Source organism: Mesorhizobium sp. NZP2077 (assembly GCF_013170805.1).
Lineage (GTDB): Bacteria > Pseudomonadota > Alphaproteobacteria > Rhizobiales > Rhizobiaceae > Mesorhizobium.
In genome coordinates this window covers 306,722-326,787 of sequence record NZ_CP051293.1, presented here as the reverse complement: position 1 = coordinate 326,787, position 20,066 = coordinate 306,722, and the positions used below count along the sequence as shown (strand labels likewise).

Sequence of the window (20,066 nt, the reverse complement as noted above, 5' to 3'; positions counted from 1 at the left end):
TTCAGGTGATGCCGGCCTGACCTGGACCTCAACGCGCCCGGGGCTTATGCTGCGGGCTTGCGCTGCTGGAACTGGCCGGCGGCGCGGAAGCGCCAGAGGTAGCTGGGCAGGATCGTCGCGATCGATTGCGGCTGGATGCCAAGCCCGGCGAGTGTCCGGTTGGCCTTGGTGGCGGCTTCCGAGACGATGTTGTGCTCGCGCAGCTGCATCACCTGGTCCTTGGTCAGTAGCGGATTGGGCAACAGGCCGAGGATCGAGGCCTGGATGTTGGCCACCCACCACGGCACCGGAACCAGCAGGCGCTTGCGCTCGATGACAGTGAGCAGCTCTTGCATGCACTCCTTGAAGGTGAGCACGTTGGGGCCGCCAAGCTCGTAGATCTGGCCGCCACCGATCTTGCCGTCGACCGAGCGCGCCACCGCTTCGGCAACGTCGCCGACATAGACCGGCTGGAACTTGGTCTGGCCGCCGCCGATCAGCGGCAGCACAGGCGAATAGCGCGCCATGTTGGCGAAGCGGTTGAAGAAGCCGTCCTCTGGGCCGAAATTGATCGACGGCCGGAAAATCACCGCGTCGGCGATCGTCTCCAGCACGGCCTTCTCGCCAAGCGCCTTGGTGCGCGCGTAGTCCGATTCGGAGTCCGCATCGGCGCCAAGTGCTGAAATGTGGGTGAGCCCGGCACCGACCGAGCGTGCGGCCTCGGCAACGGCGCGCGAACCAAACTCGTGAACGGTGTTGAATTTCTGCCGGCCGGTCTCATGCAGGATGGCAACAAGGTTGACGACATGGTCGGCGCCTTGCACGGCACGGTCGACCGACCAGCGCACGCGCACATTGGCCTGCACCGGCTGGATCTGGCCGACATTGCCGAGCGGCTGCAAATGGCCGGCAAGATCGGGCCGCCGGCAGGCGACCCGGATGCGGTAGCCGCGCTTCGCCAGCGCACGCACGACATGGCGGCCGACAAAGCCCGACCCGCCAAAGACGACGACGAGCTTTGGGGTCTGCAGGATTTCGGTCATGGCTGGCTCCGGCGCACATTCCAGATGGCTTGGCTGAAGCCGTTTCATAGTCGGTTTTGCGCCAAAGGCAAAGGGTGACGCGTGGTCGCTGCCACCCCTCTCGAAAGCTTGTTAGAATGCCTTGCCGATGCGGGCGTCGACCGAGTGCCGGTTGCCGCCGCGAATGACGAAGAAGAGCAGGATCGCCGCCCACAAAAGCGACTTTTCGGCCCCTGAAAAACCCTGGCCCATCGTCACCCAGTGGAACCAGACCGTCACCAGCAGCACGAACAGGCCGGCAAAAGCGGCCGGGCGCGTCAAAAACCCGATGGCGATCAGGATGCCGCCGAAAAACTCAGTGCAGGCCAGAAGCAGCGACCAGAAGGCGCCGGGATAGAAGCCGAGGCCTTCGACCATCTCGGCGGCGCCGAAAGGATTGGTGATCTTCTGCGAGCCATGGACGGTGAGCAACGCGCCGGCCACGACGCGCAGCACAGTTTCGCCGGCATCGTGCAGCGACGAACACAGGCGGCCAAGCGCCGGAATGATCAGTCTGCCGCGGGAAGCGTCGGTGGTTACGGACATCGTAGCTCCTGTTGTTGTGATGACCCCTCGCAAACGCCCGATGGCTCCCATCAAGTCAAGTTAACAAAAGTTAACTATCATTATCATGTTTATTGCGTTCACAGGACGAAACGCAGAAAACCCCGCCGAAGCGGGGTTTTCCGGGTGAGGTTCATGCCGAAACCAGGGTCCAACGAGACGGCCTGACCTGAGACGGTATCAGCGTGGCGTGAGACGCCCGCCCCAGCCCTGGACGCATCCGACAGAAGACACCGACCGGGCAAACCCGACCCGGACAGATATTCGTCGTCGTGACGCGCGGGAAGGTTCACCGAGGCGCGGAAAAAATCGCACCGCTGGACCATTGGTTCTGGATGCTGGGTCGAGGTGATTGCGTTGGACGAACTCACCGGCCATCGTAGCGGAAAACGGCACCCGCGCGTCTGAGTGCCTGCGGTGGCTGGCCGAAGCTTCTCAGGAAAGCCCGGCGCATGCGCCCGGCGTCACCGAAGCCGCAGTCCTCCGCGATGCGATCTAGCGGCGCGTTGCTGGTCTCCACCGCAATCCGCGCGGTCTCCAGGCGAAGCCGTTCAACGGCCTTGGCCGGCGTGGTGCCGGTCTCTGCCAGGAAGGCGCGCGCAAAATGCCGCGGGCTCATGGCGGCGCGATCGGCAAGGCGCTCCACGGTCAATGGTTGCGCCAGCGCGGTGCGCATCCATTCGATCAGCTCGACAAAGCGGCCGGTCCGTCCGCCGAGTTCGACAAGCGCGGAGAATTGCGACTGGCCTCCCGGGCGGCGTTGATGAACGACAAGCTGCTGTGCAACCCGACGCGCTACGGTCGGACCAAGATCATCTTCGATGAGTGCCAGCGCCAGGTCGATGCCGGCCGAAATTCCAGCCGAGGTCCAAGTGCTGCCGTCCCTGATGAAGATGCGCTCCGCATAGACTTTCACCTTCGGATAGCGGCGCGCGAAGTCGTGCGTGCTCCACCAATGGGTTGTGGCTCGCCTACCATCGAGAAGTCCCGCCTCTGCCAGCAGATACGCGCCTGTGCACACGCTCGCCGTTCGCCGCACGCCCGCACGCTGGAGCCAGGTGACGATCTCCTGCGCCGCAGCCATCGAGCGAATGATTTCGCCGCCGGAGATGATTGCCGTGTCCAGCTGCTCATCCATCAACAAGGACCGGGCTGTAAGCCGCATGCCGGACGAACTCTCATCTCGCCGCCACCGGGCGCCAGCATTTCGAGCGTGTAGCTTCCGGGGCTGAAATGTTCCGCCAGCTCAAAGACCGCCGCCGGGCCAGCCGCATCCAACAATTGGAAGCCGGGGTGGATGATGATTCCGACATTACGGCTCATGGCAGTTTTTGCCCGATATACGTCATTTCAGACAAGCCTTAGTGGAGCTAGGTTGATGGTCAAGCGCCTTAATCCGGAGGACTGAGCCATGAATTTGCGTATCATGCTGTGGAGTGGTCTGGGCGTCGTGCTGATCCTCCTCGCGGTGGGTGGCGCATGGCTGCTGTCGCTGCCGGCGGGAGCCCTGGCCGCCGCTCAGCCGGCAATCGATGCCAAGGAGGCTGAGGCAACGCTCGCGGCATTGAAGCCGCCGAAGCGCCAGCGCCCCTTGATCGCGATCATCGGCATCAATGACGGCACCGAAACCACCGATTATCTCATGCCTTACGGCATCTTGCGGCGCGCCGATGTCGCCGATGTCGTAGCGCTCGCAACGCTGCCTGGACCGATGAAATTGCATCCGGCTTTGCAGATTGAGCCCGATGCGACGACGGCAGCGTTCGACGCCGGGCACCCCGACGGCGCCGACTACGTCATCGTTCCGGCCATGATGCGCGACGATGACGCCGGCGTGCTGAAATGGATCAGAGGCCAGGCGACCAAGGGCGCTACGGTGATCGGCATCTGCGCCGGTGCCAAGGTGGTCGGCGCCAGCGGGCTGCTGGACGGCAAGCGGGCGACGACACATTGGTATTCCCTCAGCGAGCTCAGCGAAGAACATCCGACGATCCGCTATGTCGCCGACCGCCGCTTCGTCGTCGATCGGGGTGTTGCAACGACCACCGGGATCACCGCCTCGATGCCGATGATGCTGACCCTGATCGAGGCTATTGCCGGCCGGGACAAGGCCGAAGCCGTCAGTCGCGATCTGGGCTTGGCACAATGGGATGCGCGACATGACAGCAGCGCCTTCAAGTTCACCCGCTCCTTCGCACTGACGGCGATCGGCAACACGCTCGCTTTCCTCGATCACGAACAGCTCGGTATCCGGCTGACACCAGGCATGGATGAAGTGTCGCTGGCACTGGTCGCCGACGCCTGGTCCCGCACCTATCGCTCCGGTGCGGTCACATTCGCGGGCAGGGAAGGCTCAGTCGTCAGCGGCGACGGGCTCCGTATCTTGCCCGATCAGATCGCCACCGACTGGCCGGCGCAGCGGCTGGTGCCGGTCATGGTCGACCCGCGGCCGGCGAAGGCGCTGGACCAGGCTCTTCAAGATATTTCAGCTCGCTATGGTACGCGCACCACCGATTTCGTGGCCATGCAGCTCGAATATCCGCGGACTGGCCGGTGAACGGCACTGTCGCAAAGGCACAGCACCGCCCGGATGTTCGTTCGCTGGATTTCAGGCGGAATAGCGCTCGGCGAATTCGGAAATACGCTGCACCACAGCCTTGGGCGCGGTGATGCCGCGTGCCTGCGCCTTCTCGGCGGCTTCCGCCCGAGCCCGGCCCGGCACATGCACGCCATAGCGGCGGCGCAAACGGTCGAGCTGGTCCTTCATCCGCTGTTCGAAATCCGGATCGAGCAGCTTGGGCTCGACGGCAAGGACAAACAGGCCGGTTCCGGGGCTCTCGGGGCCGCCGCTGAACCATGGCGCGTCGAGCGACCAGTTGGCGCCCGACAGGCCGGCCGCCAGCACTTCGACCATCAGTGCGATGTTGGCGCCGCGCTGGCCGCCAAAGGCAAGCATGGCGCCTTTCATGGCGGCGGCCGGATCGGTGGTCGGGTTGCCGCTGGCGTCCAGCGCCCAGCCCTCGGGGATTTTCTTGCCGTCCTCGGCCGCCTTGCGGATGTTGACGAAGGCGGTGGCGCTCGACGACTGATCGATGACCAGCGGCGCGCCATCGGCGGCGGGGGCCGCGAACGACATCGGGTTGGTGCAATAGACCGGCTTGACCGAGCCCGAGCCGGCAAGAACGGCCGGACCGTTGGTGGCGGCGAACGATACCAGCCCCTGTGCCGCCAGCCTTCCGGTGAAATAGCCGAGCGCGCCGCACGTATAGGCGTTCTTCTGCGAGAAGATGGCGACGCCAAACAGCTTTGCCGCCTTGGCAAGGTCGTCGATCGTCCGGTCGAAGCCGGTATGCGCCAAGCCGCCGCGTGCGTCGGATAGATAGACGGCCAGCGCCGGCCTTGTGATCACCGGATCGGCATTGCCGTCGATGCGCCTGGCCTCCAGGGCTTCGAGATAATCGATGAAATGCGACAGCCCGACGGTCGAAAGCCCTTCCGCCTCGGCTGCTATGATCGAGGCGGTCAGCGATTGCGCCGCTTCCTCATTGGCGCCGGCGCCGAGTGCCGCCATCCGGCACAGTCCTCTTGCCTGGTCGAGACTGAGTTGCATCATGGCCGTCCTGCGATTGCTGTAATTTGGTTGGTTGGGTCTAACAGCACATGAGGCGGCGTTTGTGTTGAAAATCGTCCGCGACTGCAAGAAAAACGGCGCACACGTCCGCCGTTGCAAGTCCGCGGTACGAGGCCTGGCGGCTCCTGGGTAATTCCAGGCAAAGCTCTAGCCGATCTTGTTCGGGATCCGCGCCTCGATCCTGCTGAAGGCGAAGACCAGGATACCGGTGATCGTCATGTAGATCAGCGCCAGCAGCAGCAGGGGTTCATAGGTGAGGTAGGTGTCCTGCCGCACCTTGCCCGCGACGGCGAAGATGTCGATGACGCTGATCGTCGCCACCAGCGGTGTCGATTTCAGCTGCAGCACCGTCTCGCCGGTCAGCGTCGGCAGCGCCCTGTAGAAGGCTTGCGGCAGCCATATGCGCCGGAAGATTTTCCAGCGGCTCATGCCAAAGGCGCGCGCTGCCTCCAGCTGTCCCTTTGGCACGCCGGCAAAGGCACCGCGCATCACCTCGCCCTCGTAACCGGCGAAGGACAAGGTCAATGCCAGTACACCGTAGGGCCAGGCTTGCCGCAGATACGGCCACATCCAGGATTCACGGATCCACGGATATTGCGGAAACAGCGAACCCAGGCCGTAATAGAGCAGCCATAGCTGGATCAGCAGCGGCGTGCCCCGGATAACGGTGCAGAAGACCTTGGCCGGTGCGGCGAACCAGAAGGAGCCAGTGGCCTGCGCCAGCCCGAGCGGCACGGCGAGCAGGAAACCCAGCACGCAGGTGACGGCCAGGATCCATATTGAGCGCCAGATGCCGAGGAGACCCATCTCGTAATATTGCGGCAACCAGTCCCAGCGCATGAAGAATATGGCGCCCAGAACCAGCCCCAGCGCGATCAGGATCAGCACGATCCGGTGCGGCTGCAGCCACAGCGACGTTCGCGCGACGACATTGATGATGGCCGCCTCGTTGGCCATCAGCGCGCTTCCTTGAGCGAAGGCATGCCCCGCCGCGACCATGCCTCGACGCGGCCGATAAGGAAATTGGACACCAGCGACAGCAGCAGGTAGAGAACGGCTGCTGCAAAAAAGAAGGTGAAATAGGCTTTGGTGACACCCGCGGCCTGCCGCGTTGCCAGCGCCAGTTCGTAGAACCCGACGACCGCCAGCAGGGCGGTGTCCTTGGTAGCGATGAGCCAGAGATTGGCAAGGCCCGGTATGGCAAACGGCAGCATGGCCGGCAGTGTTATGCGCCGCAGCATCAGGCCCGGCGACATTCCATAGGCGCGGGCGGCTTCGATTTGCCCTTGTGGAATAGCGAGGATCGCGCCGCGTATCACCTCGGTCGAATAGGCACCCTGGACGAAGCCGAGCACGGCGATGCCGGCGGCAAGGCCACTGATGTCGACGCGCTGATAGCCCATTGCCGCCAGCGCCTGGTTGATCAGGTCGGTTCCGGCATAATAGAGCAGCAGGATCAGCACCAGTTCGGGGACGGCGCGCACGATGGTGGTGTAGACGGCCAGCAGATCGCGCACCACCGGGCCACCATAGAGCTTGCCGTAGGCGCCGCCGGTACCGATCAGGAGACCAAGGCAGGTCGCGCCGAGCGCAATTTCGATCGAATGGAGCAGCCCGAGCAACAGCGTTCCGCCCCAGCCCGGCGGATAGGGCGAGAGAAGGTCGATGATGCCGGCCGCCGAGGCCGAAAGGAATGCGTCGATCAGCTTCGCCCCCGGATTGCTGGCGTCAGCCGCTGGCCATGTTCGTCAGCGAAAGCGTGCGTGGACAGGTTCAGGCGAAACCGCACGGCGCACGAGGCGCCGCGCGGTCACAAGCCCAGGCTTCCGATCAGTTCGACTGCGCGCCGCCGCCGCCGTAAATGTCGAAATCGAAGTATTTCTTCGAGATCTCGTCATATTTGCCGTTGGACCGGATGGCCTTGATGCCGGCGTTGATCTTTGCCTTCAGGTCGGTGTCTTCCTTGCGCACGCCGGCGCCGACACCCGGTCCAAGCACCTCGTCGTCCGGAGCCACCATGCCCTTCAGGTCGCAGCAGGCCTTGCCCTGGTCGGATTTGAGGAATTCGCCAAGCGCGATGGAGTCGGCCTGCACCGCGTCGAGGCGGCCGGCCGCAAGATCGTTGTTGGCTTCGTCCTGGGTCTGGTATTCCTTGATCTCGGAAGCGGTGGCGCCGAAGTGCTTCTTGGCGTAGACGGCGTGCACGGTCGACACCTGGACGCCGATGACCTTGCCCTTGAGGTCGTCGGGCCCGGGGCCGAATTTCTGGTCCTTCGGTCCGATGATCGCCGTCGGCGTGTTGTAATACTTATCCGAGAAGTCGATCGTCTTCTCGCGTTCGGCGGTGATCGACATCGACGAGACGATGAGGTCGATCTTCTTGGTGGTCAGCGCCGGGATGATGCCGTCCCAGGCAACAGGCGTGATGACGCAGTCGAGCTTCTCCTCGGCGCACACGGCGTCGATGAACTCGATCTCCCAGCCGACCCACTTGCCCGAAGCATCCGGCGAGGTGAAGGGCGGATAGGGTTCGGCGGCGACACCGATCTTGACCGGATCGGCCTTGGCCACGCCCATGGCGGCGACGCTGAGCAGCAGCGCTGCGGCGAATGTCTTCAGAACAGTCTTCATTTCACGACTCCCAGTTTGTTGTTGGTTCCCGGTTTTCTTCCGTCCCGGCCTGTCCCTAGCCGATGTTGCGGATGAACTGCTTCAGCCTTTCGGATTTCGGCGCGCCGAAGATTTGCTCCGGCGGGCCTTCTTCCTCAACCAGCCCGTTGTAGAGATAGACGACGTGGGTCGCGACCTCGCGGGCGAACTTCATCTCGTGGGTGACCAGCACCATGGTGCGGCCCTCGCGCGCCAGGTCGCCGATCACCTTCAGCACTTCGCCGACCAGTTCGGGGTCGAGCGCCGAGGTCGGCTCGTCGAACAGCATGACGCGCGGATTGATGGCGAGCGCGCGGGCGATCGCGGCGCGCTGTTGCTGGCCGCCCGACAGATAGGCGGGATAGACGTCGCGCTTTTCGGCAAGCCCGACGCGCACCAGCAGCTTTTCGGCCTCGCTGATCGCCACCTCGCGCTTGACGCCGAGCACATGGACGGGAACCTCGATGACGTTTTCGATCAGCGTCATGTGGCTCCAGAGATTGAAGTTCTGGAACACTATGCCGAGCTTGGAGCGGATGCGCTCGATCTGCCTGCGGTCGGCGGGAATGGTGTGGCCGTGGCTATCGGCCTTCAGTTTGATCTCTTCGCCATTGACGCGGATGATGCCGCTGGTGGGGTTTTCCAGGCAGTTGATGCAGCGCAGCAGCGTCGATTTGCCTGAGCCTGAGCCGCCGATGATGGCGATCACCTCGCCGTCGCGCGCCGACAGCGACACGCCCTTCAGCACATGCAGTTGGCCGAACTTCTTGTGCAGGTTCTCGACATGGATGGCTTCGGCGGCGCCGTCCTGCGCCGTGTGTTTGTGGACGGGTGCAGCGCCGTGCGCCATCATCCCTTCGACGCTCCGCGAAGCGGTCGCGCCCATCGCTGCTGGATTGTTTTACCCATTAACCGTCACTAGACAGAGTTCCCATTCTCAAGATGGACCGTTCCGCTTGCCTCCGTCAACCATGGTTTTTGGACCATTGATCACAGCTTGCTGTAGTGGTTAGTGGCGGCAGCGATGTTTAGGGAGAATTTAGTGGGCAAAACATACGGTTCGCAGTCCATGGCAGGACCTCTCAAGCGCGTGCTGATGCGGTCTGCGTCGAGCGCCATGCGCCATGCCAAGGCGCGGGAATGGCACTATGGTCCGGGCTTCGACTCGCAAAAAGCCGCCGTCCAGCATGAGCAGCTGACGAAGCTGGTCGCCGCTTCCGGTGCCGAGATCGAATGGCTGACCGAGGCCGATGACGGATTGGCCGATTCCGTCTTCACCCACGACCCTTCGCTGATGACCGATCATGGCGCCATCATCCTGTCCATGGGCAAGGCGTTGCGCCGGCCCGAGCCTGGCCTGCATGAGGCCGCCTACATCGGCATGGGCATTCCTGTGCTCGGCCGCATCGAGCATCCCGGCCAGGTCGAAGGCGGCGACTGCGTCTGGGTCGATGCAAACACCCTTGCTGTTGGCCGTGGCGTGCGCACCAACCAGGACGGCATCCAGCAACTCGCCAACCTGCTTTCGCCCAAGGGCATTTCGGTTTTTGGCTTCGACCTGCCGCTCTGGCATGGCGAGGAGGCCTGCCTGCACCTGATGTCGGTGATCAGCCCGCTCGCTGACGATCTGGCTTTGGTCTATTCGCCGCTGCTGCCCGCCGCCTTCTATCAGCTGCTGCGTGCGCGCGGCATCAAGCTGGTCGAGGGCGATGCCGAGGAATTCGCTGCCTCCAACGGACTGAGCCTCAACGTGCTGCCGACCGCGCCCCATCAGGTGATCGCCGTCGCAGGCTTTCCCAAGACTACGGCTGCCATGGAGGCGGCCGGCTGCAGGGTCTCCACTTTCGAGGCCGACGCATTGTGTATCGCCTGCGAGGGCGGCCCGACCTGCCTGACGCGCCCGGTGCTGCGCCAATGATGACCACTGTGACGACCCTTGGGACAACTTCTGGGCCGACCATTGGCGAAGCCCTCATCACGCTGCTCGAAGCCCATGGCGTCGACACTGTCTTCGGCATTCCGGGTGTGCACACGGTCGAGCTCTACCGTGGCCTCGCGCGCTCGAAAATCCGCCATGTCACGCCTCGCCACGAACAGGGCGCCGGCTTCATGGCCGACGGCTATGCCCGCGCCAGCGGTAGGCCCGGCGTCGCCTTCGTCATCACCGGACCGGGGCTCACCAACACCATCACTGCCATGGGCCAGGCGCGCGCCGATTCGGTGCCGATGCTGGTCATCTCGGGCGTCAACGCCATGCCGACGCTTGGCAAGGGGCTGGGCTTCCTGCATGAGCTGCCGGATCAGCGCGGCATGATGGAAAAGGTGGCGCTGTTGTCGCAGCGCGTCACCAAGGCCAGCGAATTGCCTGGCGCATTGGCACAGGCCTTCGCCCTGTTTTCATCGTCGCGGCCCGGCCCGGTGCATATCGAGATCCCGACCGATGTCATGGTCAAGCCGGCTGACGGTATCGCGGCGCTGCTGAGCAACGCGGCACCGCCAGCGCCGGACGGCGCGGCAATTGCAAGTGCTGCCAAACTCATCGCCATTGCCCGCCGGCCGCTGATCCTGGCCGGCGGCGGCGCCAAGCGCGCCGAAGCGCCCTTGCGGCGCCTGGCCGAAAAATTGGGAGCGCCGGTCGTCGAGACCACCAATGCGCGCGGCCTGCTGCACTGCCACCCGCTCTGTGTGCCGGCAAGCCCAAGCCTGAAGGCGGTTCGCGCGCTGATGGCGGACGCCGATCTGGTGATTGCCGCCGGCACCGAATTCGGCCCGACCGACTATGACGGCTATGGCGATGGCGGTTTCGTGCTGCCCTCCAATCTGATCCGCATCGACATCGGCGCCGACCAGCTCGCGCGCCGCCCGGTGACGGTTGGCATCCAGGCCGATTGCGCCGAGGCAATCGAAGCCTTGCTCGCCACCATCGGCTCCGCTCACGTGGCCGCGCCAGAGGGCGAGGCACGCGCCGCCGCGACGCGAAGCGCGGCCCTTGCCGAACTGAGCCCGGCCTATCTGGCGCAAGTGCATGCCGTGGAAATGATCCGCGACACGCTGCCGGGCGCGATCATCGTCGGCGACTCGACGCAGCCGATCTACGCCGCGAACCTCTACTATGATCACGACCGGCCGGCCGGCTGGTTCAACGCCGCCACCGGCTTTGGCGCGCTTGGCTACGGCCCGCCGGCGGCGATCGGCGCCGCCCTTGCCATGCCCGACGTGCCGGTCGTCTGCCTGACCGGCGATGGCGGCTTCCAGTTCACATTGCCGGAGCTGGGTGTCGCGCTTGATTCCGACGCGCCGGTTATTTTCGTGGTCTGGAACAACAGGGGCTATCGCGAGATCGAAACCTCGATGCTCGATGTTGGCGTCGAACCCGTCGGCGTCTCGCCGGCGCCGCCGGATTTCTGCAAGCTCGCCGAAGCCTATGGCATATCAGCCGAACGATTGGCCGATATCGGCGCCTTGCCGCAGGCGCTGAAACGCGCTCGGGCAACCGGATTGCCGTGCGTTATCGAAATCACGGTCGATTGAAGCCTTCAGGTCGGCGTTGATTCTCCAACCTGCATCGAACCTTTCGCCGGCTCGGCTGTTGTACCGCAACAGCCGGATGGCTGACGGCATTGCCGTCATATGCGTCCTGACGCATGCAAAGACGCGACGGCTGCCATGTCGAGATATCAGTTGAGTGATCGCCCGAAAGGCGCGACGCTTCGCGTCGGCGCGGCAAACAAGCGACATAATCATAAAAATACGACAGGAGCGGTCCAGGATGACGGAAACACTTCAAGGCAGGCATATCGTTGTGACCGGTGGAACCGGCGCGCTCGGCGGTGCGGTGGTTGGCCGGCTGCTGGAGCAGGGCGCGATCTGCCACGTGCCGAACGCGCATGCCGCCGCACCCCAGCATTTTCCCTTCGCTGAGCATGAGAGCGTCAAGCTGGCGCACAATGTCGACCTGTCGGACTCCGCTAAGGTTGAAGCCTTCTACGCCCAGGTTCCTGCCTTGTGGGGATCGATCCATCTCGCCGGCGGTTTCGCCATGGCGCCGGTGGAAAAGATCGAATCGGCGTCCTTCGCCGAGATGATGGACACCAATGCCCGCACCACCTTCCTGTGCAGCCGCGCGGCGATCCGCTCGATGCTGGCGTCGGCCACATCAGGCCGCATCGTCAACGTCACCGCGCGCGCCGGGCTCGACCCCAGGCGCGGCGCCGGCATGGTCGCCTACGCGGCCAGCAAGGCGGCGGTGGCGGCGATGACGGTGGCGATGGCCGAAGAACTCAAGGCCAAGGGCATCCTGGTCAATGCCGTGGCCCCGTCGACGCTCGACACGCCGGCAAACCGTGCCGACATGCCTGATGCCGATTTCACCAAATGGGTCAGCCTCGAAGCGGCGGCCGAAGCCATCGCCTATCTCGCCTCGCCAGCCAACCAGGCGATGAGCGGAACGCTGGTGCCGCTCTACGGCCGGGCCTGAGCTATAGGCACAATTCTTCAGTTTCAGAACTGAGGCCAAAGAAAAACCCCGCCGGATCGCTCCGGCGGGGTTTTGTTTAGAGCTTTGCGAGGACTTAGCTGCCCTGCTTCTTCAGCGCGGCACCCAGGATGTCGCCCAGCGAAGCGCCGGAGTCGGTCGAGCCGTACTGGGCGACCGCTTCCTTCTCTTCAGCGATTTCCAGCGCCTTGATCGAGACCTGCAGCTTGCGGGTCTTCTTGTCGAAGGCGATGACGCGGGCATCGACCTTCTGGCCGACGGTGAAGCGCTCGGGGCGCTGCTCGTCGCGGTCACGGCTGAGGTCGGAGCGCTTAATGAAGGTCTCGATCCCGCTGTCGACCAGCCGCACTTCCAGACCGCCATCCTTGACGCCGATGACTTCACAGGTGACGACGGCGTTCTTGCGCAGTTCGCCGCTGTTGGCTGCTTCGCCGACCGTATCCTTGGCCAGCTGCTTGATGCCGAGCGAGATGCGCTCCTTCTCGATGTCGACGTCGAGCACCTGCGCCTTGACCATGTCGCCGCGATTGTACTCTTCGATGACCTGCTCGCCCGGACGGGTCCAGTCGAGGTCGGAGAGGTGCACCATGCCGTCCACGTCGCCTTCCAGGCCGATGAACAGGCCGAACTCGGTCTTGTTCTTGACCTCGCCCTCGACCTGGCTGCCGACCGGATGGCTGCGCGCGAATGCTTCCCACGGGTTTTCCAGCGTCTGCTTGAGGCCGAGCGAGATGCGGCGCTTGGCCGGATCGACCTCGAGCACCACCACGTCGACTTCCTGCGTCGTCGACAGGATCTTGCCGGGATGCACGTTCTTCTTGGTCCACGACATTTCCGAAACGTGGATGAGGCCTTCGATGCCCGGCTCCAGCTCGACGAACGCGCCGTAGTCGGTGATGTTGGTGACAGTACCCTTGATCTTCTTGCCGATCGGGAACTTGGTGCCGATCTCCGACCACGGATCGCTCTCGAGCTGCTTCATGCCGAGCGAGATGCGGTGGGTTTCCTGGTTGATGCGGATGATCTGCACCTTGACCGTCTGACCGATGTTAAGGATTTCGGTCGGATGGTTGACGCGGCGCCATGCCATGTCGGTGACATGCAGCAGGCCGTCGATGCCGCCGAGGTCGACGAACGCACCGTAATCGGTGATGTTCTTGACGACGCCTTCGACAACCTGGCCTTCTTCGAGGTTCTGCACGATTTCCGAACGCTGTTCGGCGCGGCTCTCCTCGAGCACGGTGCGGCGCGAGACCACGATGTTGCCGCGGCGGCGATCCATCTTGAGGATCTCGAAGGGCTGCGGGTTGTGCATTAACGGGGAGACGTCGCGGATCGGGCGGATATCGACCTGGCTGCGCGGCAGGAAGGCCACGGCGCCGTCGAGGTCGACGGTGAAGCCGCCCTTGACCTGGTTGAAGATGACGCCTTCGACGCGCTCACCCTTGGTGAACTTCTCTTCGAGACGGACCCAGCTCTCTTCGCGGCGGGCCTTTTCACGGGAAAGCATCGCTTCGCCAAGCGCGTTTTCGATACGCTCGACATAGACTTCGACGGTGTCACCGACCTTGAGGGTGGTGTCCTTGCCCTTGACGCCGAATTCCTTCAGCGGCACGCGGCCTTCGACCTTGAGGCCGACGTCGATGATGGCCATGTCTTTTTCAATGGCGGTGATGATGCCCTTGACGACCTGGCCTTCGCCGGAATGGCCGGCGGTAAAAGATTCTTCGAGCAGGCTCGCGAAATCATCGCGAGTGGGATTTGCAGCTGACATATTTTCTCCTGGAGTGCCCCGCATCTCGAGCGGGACGGGCGCCGTGGGTTAGCGTTGCGTTGGCCTGCCGGCTTTCCGGGCTTAAAAAGCCCTGGGCCGCTTTTAAGCGGCAATTCCGGCGCATGAAGAATGCTGGCAGGCTGGTTCGTGCCCGATATGGGTATTTTCTGCGCATCCGGCAACGGAAACACGGGAGAAAACCCGGATCAGGCCTTGTTTCTCCTGGCCAGCGCGTCGTCGATGATCGCCATGGCCGCGAGAAACGCGGCTTCTATAGCCATTTCGCTGGTATCAAGCAAGTGCGCGTCGGCGGCCGGCTTCAAGGGCGAGTCGGCGCGGCCCATGTCGCGCTCGTCCCGGCGCGCGATATCGGCGAGGATTTCAGCAAAGTTGGCGGTGCCGCCGATGCTTTCGATTTCGGCCAGCCGGCGCTGCGCCCGCACTTCGGCGCTGGCCGTCACATAGAGCTTGATGTCGGCATCGGGGCACACGACAGTGCCGATGTCACGCCCGTCCAGCACGGCGCCCGGCGGTGTTTTGGCAAAATCGCGCTGCTTTTCGACGAGGATGCGCCGCACGGTCGGGTAAACCGCGACCTTTGAGGCCGCTTCGCCGATGGCATGCGCCGACAGCACCGCCCTGTCGAGCGTAGCCATATCGACCTGGCGCGCCGCGGTCTCGGCCGCCGAGACATTGTCGAGCGGCAATGCGTGCCGGATGAGAGCATAGGCGACCGCGCGGTAGGTGAGGCCAGTGTCGAGCAGGTTGAGGCGATAGTGATCTGCGAGGCGGCGGGCGAGCGTACCTTTGCCGGCACCGGCGGGGCCGTCGATGGCGATGGTGAAGGTCGAAGTCATGGACGACAAAAAGCCGAGAACCGGCCTCAATGCAATATGCCACTATGGGGTTTGACGAAGCCCCCTCAACGCGAAACTGGCCGCGCAAATGTCCTAAGCAGGTAGAATACCCAACCCAGTACATGGCCGAAGAAATATACACTGAGGATCGCATAGCCACCCATTGCGAAAAATAACGCCTTTGGTGGCATGTCGATTTTGATAAGTTCGAGCACCCAACCGAAGTGCAGGCCGTATGTGCACCCTATCGGGCCGCAAGAAGAACCCATGCTCGCAATGGTAAGCCCGACCCAAGATGCCCCGATCAAACCGAAGCGTATGAGTGAATAGTTCCGCTCGTTGATCAACTTGGCCACGGATATGGCCTTCGCGATGATCAAAACGACAGCTGCGACGACCGCAAGCAAAATCGAGGCAAGAATACTCATGGCTCTCCCCAATGTTCGTACGACCTTGAAGGGCCGACCTTAAAGAACAATTGAGTTCGTAGCCAAATTTGACGGCAATTCCAGGTTCACGAGATCTCCGCGCCCAACCCCTTCATCAGCCCCATGAACTCTGGAAAGCTCGTCGCGATCATGGCAGCGTCATCGATGGTGACAGGCTTTTCCGTCGCCAAACCCATCACCAGAAAACTCATGGCGATGCGGTGATCGAGATGGGTATGCACGGTCGTATCCATGCCGTTCGAATGGCCACCAAGGCCCTTGCCGCCGGGCTTGCCGCGTACGGCGAGCGACGCCTCGCCCTCGGTGCAGTCGACGCCGTTGAGCTTCAGCCCGTTGGCAACGGCCGACAGCCGGTCGGATTCCTTCACCCGCAGCTCTTCCAGCCCCTGCATCAGCGTCTCGCCCTCGGCAAAACTGGCGGCAACAGCCAGCACCGGATATTCGTCGATCATCGACGGCGCCCGCTCGGGCGGCACGGTGACGCCCTTCAACTCGGAATAGCGTACGCGCAGATCGGCGACATCCTCACCGCCGGCGTCGCGTGGGTTCAAAATGTCGATCTGGCCGCCCATTTCCTGCAGCGTTAGAAGCAAGCCGGTACGCGTGGGGTTCATCAGCACGTTTTCGATCACAATGTCGGAACCCGGCACGATCAGTGCGGCGACCAGCGGGAAGCCGGCCGAGGATGGGTCGCCGGGCACGGCGATCGTCTGGCCGGTGAGCTTGCCCTGGCCCTCGATGAAGATGTGGCGCACGCCGCGTTCGTCGGTCTCGACCGACAGATTGGCGCCAAATCCCTTGAGCATCTTTTCGGTGTGGTCACGCGTCATCACCGGTTCGATGACCGTGGTGATGCCCGGCGTGTTGAGGCCGGCGAGCAGCACCGCCGACTTCACCTGCGCCGAGGCCATCGGCACGCGGTAGGTGATCGGGGCGGCGTGCTTTGGTCCATGCAGCGTGATCGGCATGCGGTCGCCCGGTGTGGCTTTCAGCACCTGCACGCCCATCTGCCGCAAGGGTTCGAGCACGCGGCCCATCGGCCGGCCCGACAGCGAAGCGTCGCCGATGAAGGTGGTTTCCATGTCGTAGGTGCCGACCAGGCCCATGGTCAGCCGCGAGCCGGTGCCGGCATTGCCGAAGTCGAGCGGAGCTTCGGGTTGCAAGAGCGCGCCATTGCCGGTGCCGCGGATCACCCACTCGGCGCTGTGCTTTTCTATATGCGCGCCCATGGCCTTCATGGCGGCAGCCGTGCGCATGACGTCCTCGCCTTCGAGCAGGCCGGTGACGCGGGTTTCGCCGGAGGCGAGACCGCCGAACATCATGGAACGGTGCGAGATCGACTTGTCGCCCGGCACGCGGGCCGTTCCGGAAAGGGCGGATGATTTGCGGGCTGTGGCCGGCTTGGCAGCGGCGGCGTGAGACATGGAATTTCCCTGGACGGAATGCCGGCGTGCCGGCGCTTTTCATTTGTTGCGGCGGTCTCGTATCACGGCGGGGTGAAATGGTCATCCCCTATGGTCATCACTTGCCGCGAGGCCTTTCAGGACTTGGTTTTGTGACGCCGGCTTTTCGCTTTGACAGCGCTGCAAACTGTGGTTAAGGGGACCACTCTTTTATTGACGAGGCTTGCCGTGGCAAAAAATGAACTTGGCACAAAGCGTGTCGACCCTGAGACGGGCCGAAAATTCTACGACCTGAACAAGGACCCGATCGTCTCGCCCTACACCGGCAAGACCTATCCGCGTTCCTATTTCGAGGAAGGCAAGATCGCCGCCCTCGAAGAGGAAGAGGAAGTGGCCGAGAAGGAAGTGGACGCCGAGGAAGAGGAAGGCGTTGAGGTCGTCTCGCTCGAAGAGGCCGACGAGGACGTCAAGGGCGACGACCTGCCGGATCTCGGCGATGACGAGGACGTCGACCTCGGCGACGACGAGGATGACACTTTCCTTGCCGACGAAGAGGAAGAAGACGACGACGTTGCCGACATGATCGGCGTCGGCGACGACGACGACGAGGTCTGATCGGCCTTTCGCGAAAGGCGTTTGCCGGCTTTCGCAACGTTGGAATAAAAAGCCGGTGTTCAGGCTTGATATTGACGATAGGCGGGGTTAGAAGCCGCCTGCACTAACGGCGCGGTGTTCCAACCCGCGCTGATCTCTTCGCCGGAAACGGCGCCGGCTGACTGCCGGAAGTGGGGCCATAGCTCAGTTGGGAGAGCGCTTGAATGGCATTCAAGAGGTCGTCGGTTCGATCCCGATTGGCTCCACCAAGCAGTCCTTCGCAAACTTGATCGTTGCTGCTCGTGTTGACGAGTAACCCGGAGCGCATTTCGATAAAGTGGTTTCCGTGAAACGACGAACGCGCTAGACCACCGTCTCTCCGCCATCGACCACCAATATCTGGCCCGTCATGTACGAGGACCGGTCGGAGACCAGAAAGAGCACGGACTCGGCGATTTCCTCGACGCTTGCCCAGCGGCCGAGCGGCACCCTCTCGCGGATATAGGCTTCGATGGCTTCCCTGCCTCCCATCTGGGTGATGAAAGGGCCATTGAAGGGCGTATCCACCCAACCTGGGCAAAGCGCGTTGACGCGAATGCCGAAGCGGCCGTAGTCGCCCGCCATCTGCCTGGTCATCGCGATCACCGCGTGCTTGGTCGTCGTATAGGCGATCATCTCGCGGTCGTAGAGCACGCCGGAGCTCGATGACGTGTTGAGGATGACCCCGCGGCCTGCCTCTTTCATGAACGGCAAGACGATGCGGGCGCCGAGGAAGTGAGCCCGCACATTGAGCGTCCAGGACGTGTCGAAGCCTTTGACGCTCACACCCAGCACGTCACCCTCGACCTGTACACCGGCATGATTGTGCAGGATGTCGATCCGGCCTTGTGTGTCGATGAAATCGCGGAAACCGGCTTCAAGTGCCTGATCGTCGGTCAAGTCGAACACAAGCGCCTTTGCTCGGCCACCGGCGGCAACAATCTGGTCGACGGTCGCGTTCGCGCCGTCGGCGCTGCGGTCCGCCACGCCGACGACCGCGCCCTCGCGCGCGATGATCAACGCTGCCGCCCTGCCGATGCCCGATCCCGCCCCGGTGACGATCGCGGTCCTGTCCTTCAGGATCATGCCTCTCCACCCTTTCTCCTCGCCTCGTAATCCTGCATCATCCGGCGGGCGGCTATGCCAGCCTTGTTGCGCGCCGATCAACCTTTGGGGAAAAGACAGGCATGTACGAGTTCGGCCCCTTCAAATTCGAGTCGAAGCAGGATTTTTTCGACAAGGCAATCCGTTTCTGGAATCCCGACAAGACCAGGTTCTGGCAGAAGGCGGGGATCGATCTGGTGATCGGCAGGCGGGAGGGCTACTTCCTCTACGACATGTCGGGACGCCGCCTGATCGACCTCCATCTCAATGGCGGCACCTACAATCTCGGTCACCGTAACCCGGAGCTGGTCGAGACACTGAAGAGCGCGCTCGACTATTTCGACATCGGCAATCACTGGTTCCCTTCCGTAGCGCGAACGGCGCTGGCCGAATCCCTCGTCAATGTCTCGCCGGGAATGAAATACGCGATCTTCGCGCCGGGCGGCGCGGAGGCAGTCGACATCGCCATCAAGAGCGCCCGCTATGCCACCAAGCGGCGCAAGATCGTATCGATCATCAAGGGCTATCACGGACATTCGGGCCTCGCGGTGGCGACCGGCGACGATCGCTTCACCAAGATCTTTCTTTCCGACCAGCCGGAGACGTTCATCCAGGTTCCGTTCAACGATATCGACGCCATGGAGCAGGCGCTGAAGGGCGACGACGTCGCGGCGCTGATCATGGAGACGATCCCCGCCACTTACGGCTTCCCGATGCCGAAGGACGGTTATCTCAGCGCCTGCAAGTCGCTGTGCGAAAAACATGGCGCGATGTACATCGCCGACGAGGTCCAGACCGGCCTGATGCGGACCGGCAGCATGTGGGGCTGGCAGGCCTATGGCGTCCAGCCGGACATCATGGTGACGGCAAAGGGCCTGTCCGGCGGGCTCTATCCGATCAGCGCGACGCTGGTGAACGACAAGGCCGGCGGCTGGCTCAACGAGGACGGGGCGGCCCACATCTCGACCACTGGCGGGGCCGAACTCGGCTGCGTCGTTGCTCACAAGGTCATCGAGATGCTGCAGCGGCCTGAACTGGTGGCCAATGTCGGCACCGTGAGCGCGTTCATGACACAGGCCATGCGTGAAATGCAGGCTCGTCACGGCGATATCTTCACCGGGGTGCGGCAGAAAGGCGTGATCCTTGGCCTGGAGTTCAGCAATCATCCGGAAGGTGCCGTCTTCGTATCGCGAGCACTTTATGAGCAGGGCGTCTGGGCGATCTTCTCGTCGCTCGACAAGCGGGTGCTGCAGTGGAAGCCCGGGGTGCTTCTGGATCACGAAACCTGCCAGGAGATAATGGATCGCTTCGATGCGGCAATGCCGCGTGCGCGAGAGTTGCTGCATCAGGCAGGCAAGGCGAGTTGACATGGTGCAAACCTGGTTGAAACTGCCAGGCGTCCGGTTCGAGTTGGAGGCTGGACTTGCCAGGATCGCACCGGTTCTGGCAGGCGACAACGGCGCAAGG

General features: G+C 63.2%; 18 protein-coding genes, 1 tRNA gene and 1 pseudogene. 7 read left to right on the top strand and 13 right to left on the bottom strand.

Going from position 1 to position 20,066, the window contains the following annotated elements; translation table 11 throughout:
* Nucleotides 1-44: 44 nt before the first annotated feature.
* The 3 genes and pseudogenes from HGP13_RS01490 to HGP13_RS01480 form a co-directional block, all read right to left on the bottom strand.
* Nucleotides 45-1,022 carry a complex I NDUFA9 subunit family protein gene (locus HGP13_RS01490; RefSeq protein WP_172220531.1) on the bottom strand — a complete coding sequence of 326 codons (978 nt, stop codon included), beginning with the start codon at nt 1,020-1,022 and terminating at the stop codon, nt 45-47.
* Between the two features lie 111 nt (nt 1,023-1,133).
* Nucleotides 1,134-1,586, bottom strand: coding sequence for a DoxX family protein (locus HGP13_RS01485; protein ID WP_172220528.1), 453 nt, complete (start codon nt 1,584-1,586; stop codon nt 1,134-1,136).
* 385 nt (nt 1,587-1,971) lie between these two features.
* Nucleotides 1,972-2,927: pseudogene (locus HGP13_RS01480) on the bottom strand (GlxA family transcriptional regulator).
* Nucleotides 2,928-3,015: 88 nt separating this feature from the next.
* Here HGP13_RS01480 and HGP13_RS01475 point away from each other — a divergent pair.
* Nucleotides 3,016-4,161 (top strand): DJ-1/PfpI family protein, encoded by a 1,146-nt coding sequence (locus tag HGP13_RS01475; RefSeq protein WP_172220525.1) that lies wholly within the window; start codon nt 3,016-3,018, stop codon nt 4,159-4,161.
* Between the two features lie 51 nt (nt 4,162-4,212).
* On the opposite strand, the gene HGP13_RS01470 is transcribed toward HGP13_RS01475, so the two are convergent.
* The 5 genes from HGP13_RS01470 to HGP13_RS01450 all read right to left on the bottom strand — a co-directional run bounded on the left by HGP13_RS01470 (nt 4,213) and on the right by HGP13_RS01450 (nt 8,734).
* Nucleotides 4,213-5,214 (bottom strand): Ldh family oxidoreductase, encoded by a 1,002-nt coding sequence (locus tag HGP13_RS01470; protein WP_172234581.1) that lies wholly within the window; start codon nt 5,212-5,214, stop codon nt 4,213-4,215.
* 168 nt (nt 5,215-5,382) lie between these two features.
* The gene (locus HGP13_RS01465) at nt 5,383-6,192 is read right to left on the bottom strand and encodes an ABC transporter permease (protein WP_172220522.1); all 810 of its coding nucleotides are present in this window, start codon (nt 6,190-6,192) and stop codon (nt 5,383-5,385) included.
* On the bottom strand, nt 6,192-6,905 hold the full coding sequence (locus HGP13_RS01460; RefSeq protein ID WP_210266368.1) for an ABC transporter permease subunit: 714 nt from the start codon (nt 6,903-6,905) through the stop codon (nt 6,192-6,194). The genes HGP13_RS01465 and HGP13_RS01460 overlap by 1 nt, the downstream gene beginning before the upstream one ends.
* Nucleotides 6,906-7,065: 160 nt before the next feature.
* Nucleotides 7,066-7,866 carry a transporter substrate-binding domain-containing protein gene (locus tag HGP13_RS01455; RefSeq protein WP_172220516.1) on the bottom strand — a complete coding sequence of 267 codons (801 nt, stop codon included), beginning with the start codon at nt 7,864-7,866 and terminating at the stop codon, nt 7,066-7,068.
* A gap of 55 nt (nt 7,867-7,921) precedes the next feature.
* On the bottom strand, nt 7,922-8,734 hold the full coding sequence (locus HGP13_RS01450; RefSeq protein ID WP_172234580.1) for an ABC transporter ATP-binding protein: 813 nt from the start codon (nt 8,732-8,734) through the stop codon (nt 7,922-7,924).
* Nucleotides 8,735-8,953: 219 nt separating this feature from the next.
* Here HGP13_RS01450 and HGP13_RS01445 point away from each other — a divergent pair, with 219 nt between their 5' ends.
* The 3 genes from HGP13_RS01445 (at nt 8,954) to HGP13_RS01435 (ending at nt 12,361) form a co-directional block, all read left to right on the top strand.
* Nucleotides 8,954-9,802 carry an arginine deiminase family protein gene (locus tag HGP13_RS01445; protein WP_172220513.1) on the top strand — a complete coding sequence of 283 codons (849 nt, stop codon included), beginning with the start codon at nt 8,954-8,956 and terminating at the stop codon, nt 9,800-9,802.
* Nucleotides 9,799-11,415 (top strand): 5-guanidino-2-oxopentanoate decarboxylase, encoded by a 1,617-nt coding sequence (locus HGP13_RS01440; protein ID WP_246707253.1) that lies wholly within the window; start codon nt 9,799-9,801, stop codon nt 11,413-11,415. The genes HGP13_RS01445 and HGP13_RS01440 overlap by 4 nt, the downstream gene beginning before the upstream one ends.
* A gap of 238 nt (nt 11,416-11,653) precedes the next feature.
* Nucleotides 11,654-12,361, top strand: coding sequence for an SDR family NAD(P)-dependent oxidoreductase (locus HGP13_RS01435; protein ID WP_172220510.1), 708 nt, complete (start codon nt 11,654-11,656; stop codon nt 12,359-12,361).
* A 94-nt stretch (nt 12,362-12,455) separates the two neighbouring features.
* Here the strand turns inward: HGP13_RS01435 and rpsA are convergent, their stop codons facing one another.
* From rpsA to aroA, 4 genes are all read right to left on the bottom strand, one after another.
* Nucleotides 12,456-14,153 carry a 30S ribosomal protein S1 gene (gene rpsA / locus HGP13_RS01430; protein ID WP_027040545.1) on the bottom strand — a complete coding sequence of 566 codons (1,698 nt, stop codon included), beginning with the start codon at nt 14,151-14,153 and terminating at the stop codon, nt 12,456-12,458.
* A gap of 206 nt (nt 14,154-14,359) precedes the next feature.
* A complete protein-coding gene (gene cmk, locus HGP13_RS01425) occupies nt 14,360-15,010 on the bottom strand; it encodes a (d)CMP kinase (RefSeq protein ID WP_172220507.1) in 651 nt (216 codons plus the stop codon).
* A 65-nt stretch (nt 15,011-15,075) separates the two neighbouring features.
* Nucleotides 15,076-15,438 (bottom strand): hypothetical protein, encoded by a 363-nt coding sequence (locus tag HGP13_RS01420; protein WP_172220504.1) that lies wholly within the window; start codon nt 15,436-15,438, stop codon nt 15,076-15,078.
* An 86-nt stretch (nt 15,439-15,524) separates the two neighbouring features.
* Nucleotides 15,525-16,883, bottom strand: a complete 1,359-nt coding sequence (gene aroA, locus HGP13_RS01415; RefSeq protein ID WP_172220501.1) for a 3-phosphoshikimate 1-carboxyvinyltransferase — start codon at nt 16,881-16,883, stop codon at nt 15,525-15,527.
* 207 nt (nt 16,884-17,090) lie between these two features.
* On the opposite strand from aroA, the gene HGP13_RS01410 reads away from it, so the two are divergent.
* A complete protein-coding gene (locus HGP13_RS01410) occupies nt 17,091-17,477 on the top strand; it encodes a TIGR02300 family protein (protein ID WP_172220498.1) in 387 nt (128 codons plus the stop codon).
* Between the two features lie 172 nt (nt 17,478-17,649).
* Nucleotides 17,650-17,725: transfer RNA gene (locus HGP13_RS01405), tRNA-Ala, on the top strand.
* Between the two features lie 94 nt (nt 17,726-17,819).
* On the opposite strand, the gene HGP13_RS01400 is transcribed toward HGP13_RS01405, so the two are convergent.
* Entirely contained in the window at nt 17,820-18,581 is a 762-nt protein-coding gene (locus tag HGP13_RS01400; RefSeq protein ID WP_172220495.1) for an SDR family oxidoreductase, read from the bottom strand.
* 101 nt (nt 18,582-18,682) lie between these two features.
* On the opposite strand from HGP13_RS01400, the gene HGP13_RS01395 reads away from it, so the two are divergent.
* Nucleotides 18,683-19,966 carry an aspartate aminotransferase family protein gene (locus HGP13_RS01395; RefSeq protein WP_172220492.1) on the top strand — a complete coding sequence of 428 codons (1,284 nt, stop codon included), beginning with the start codon at nt 18,683-18,685 and terminating at the stop codon, nt 19,964-19,966.
* The last annotated feature ends 100 nt before the right edge of the window (nt 19,967-20,066 follow it).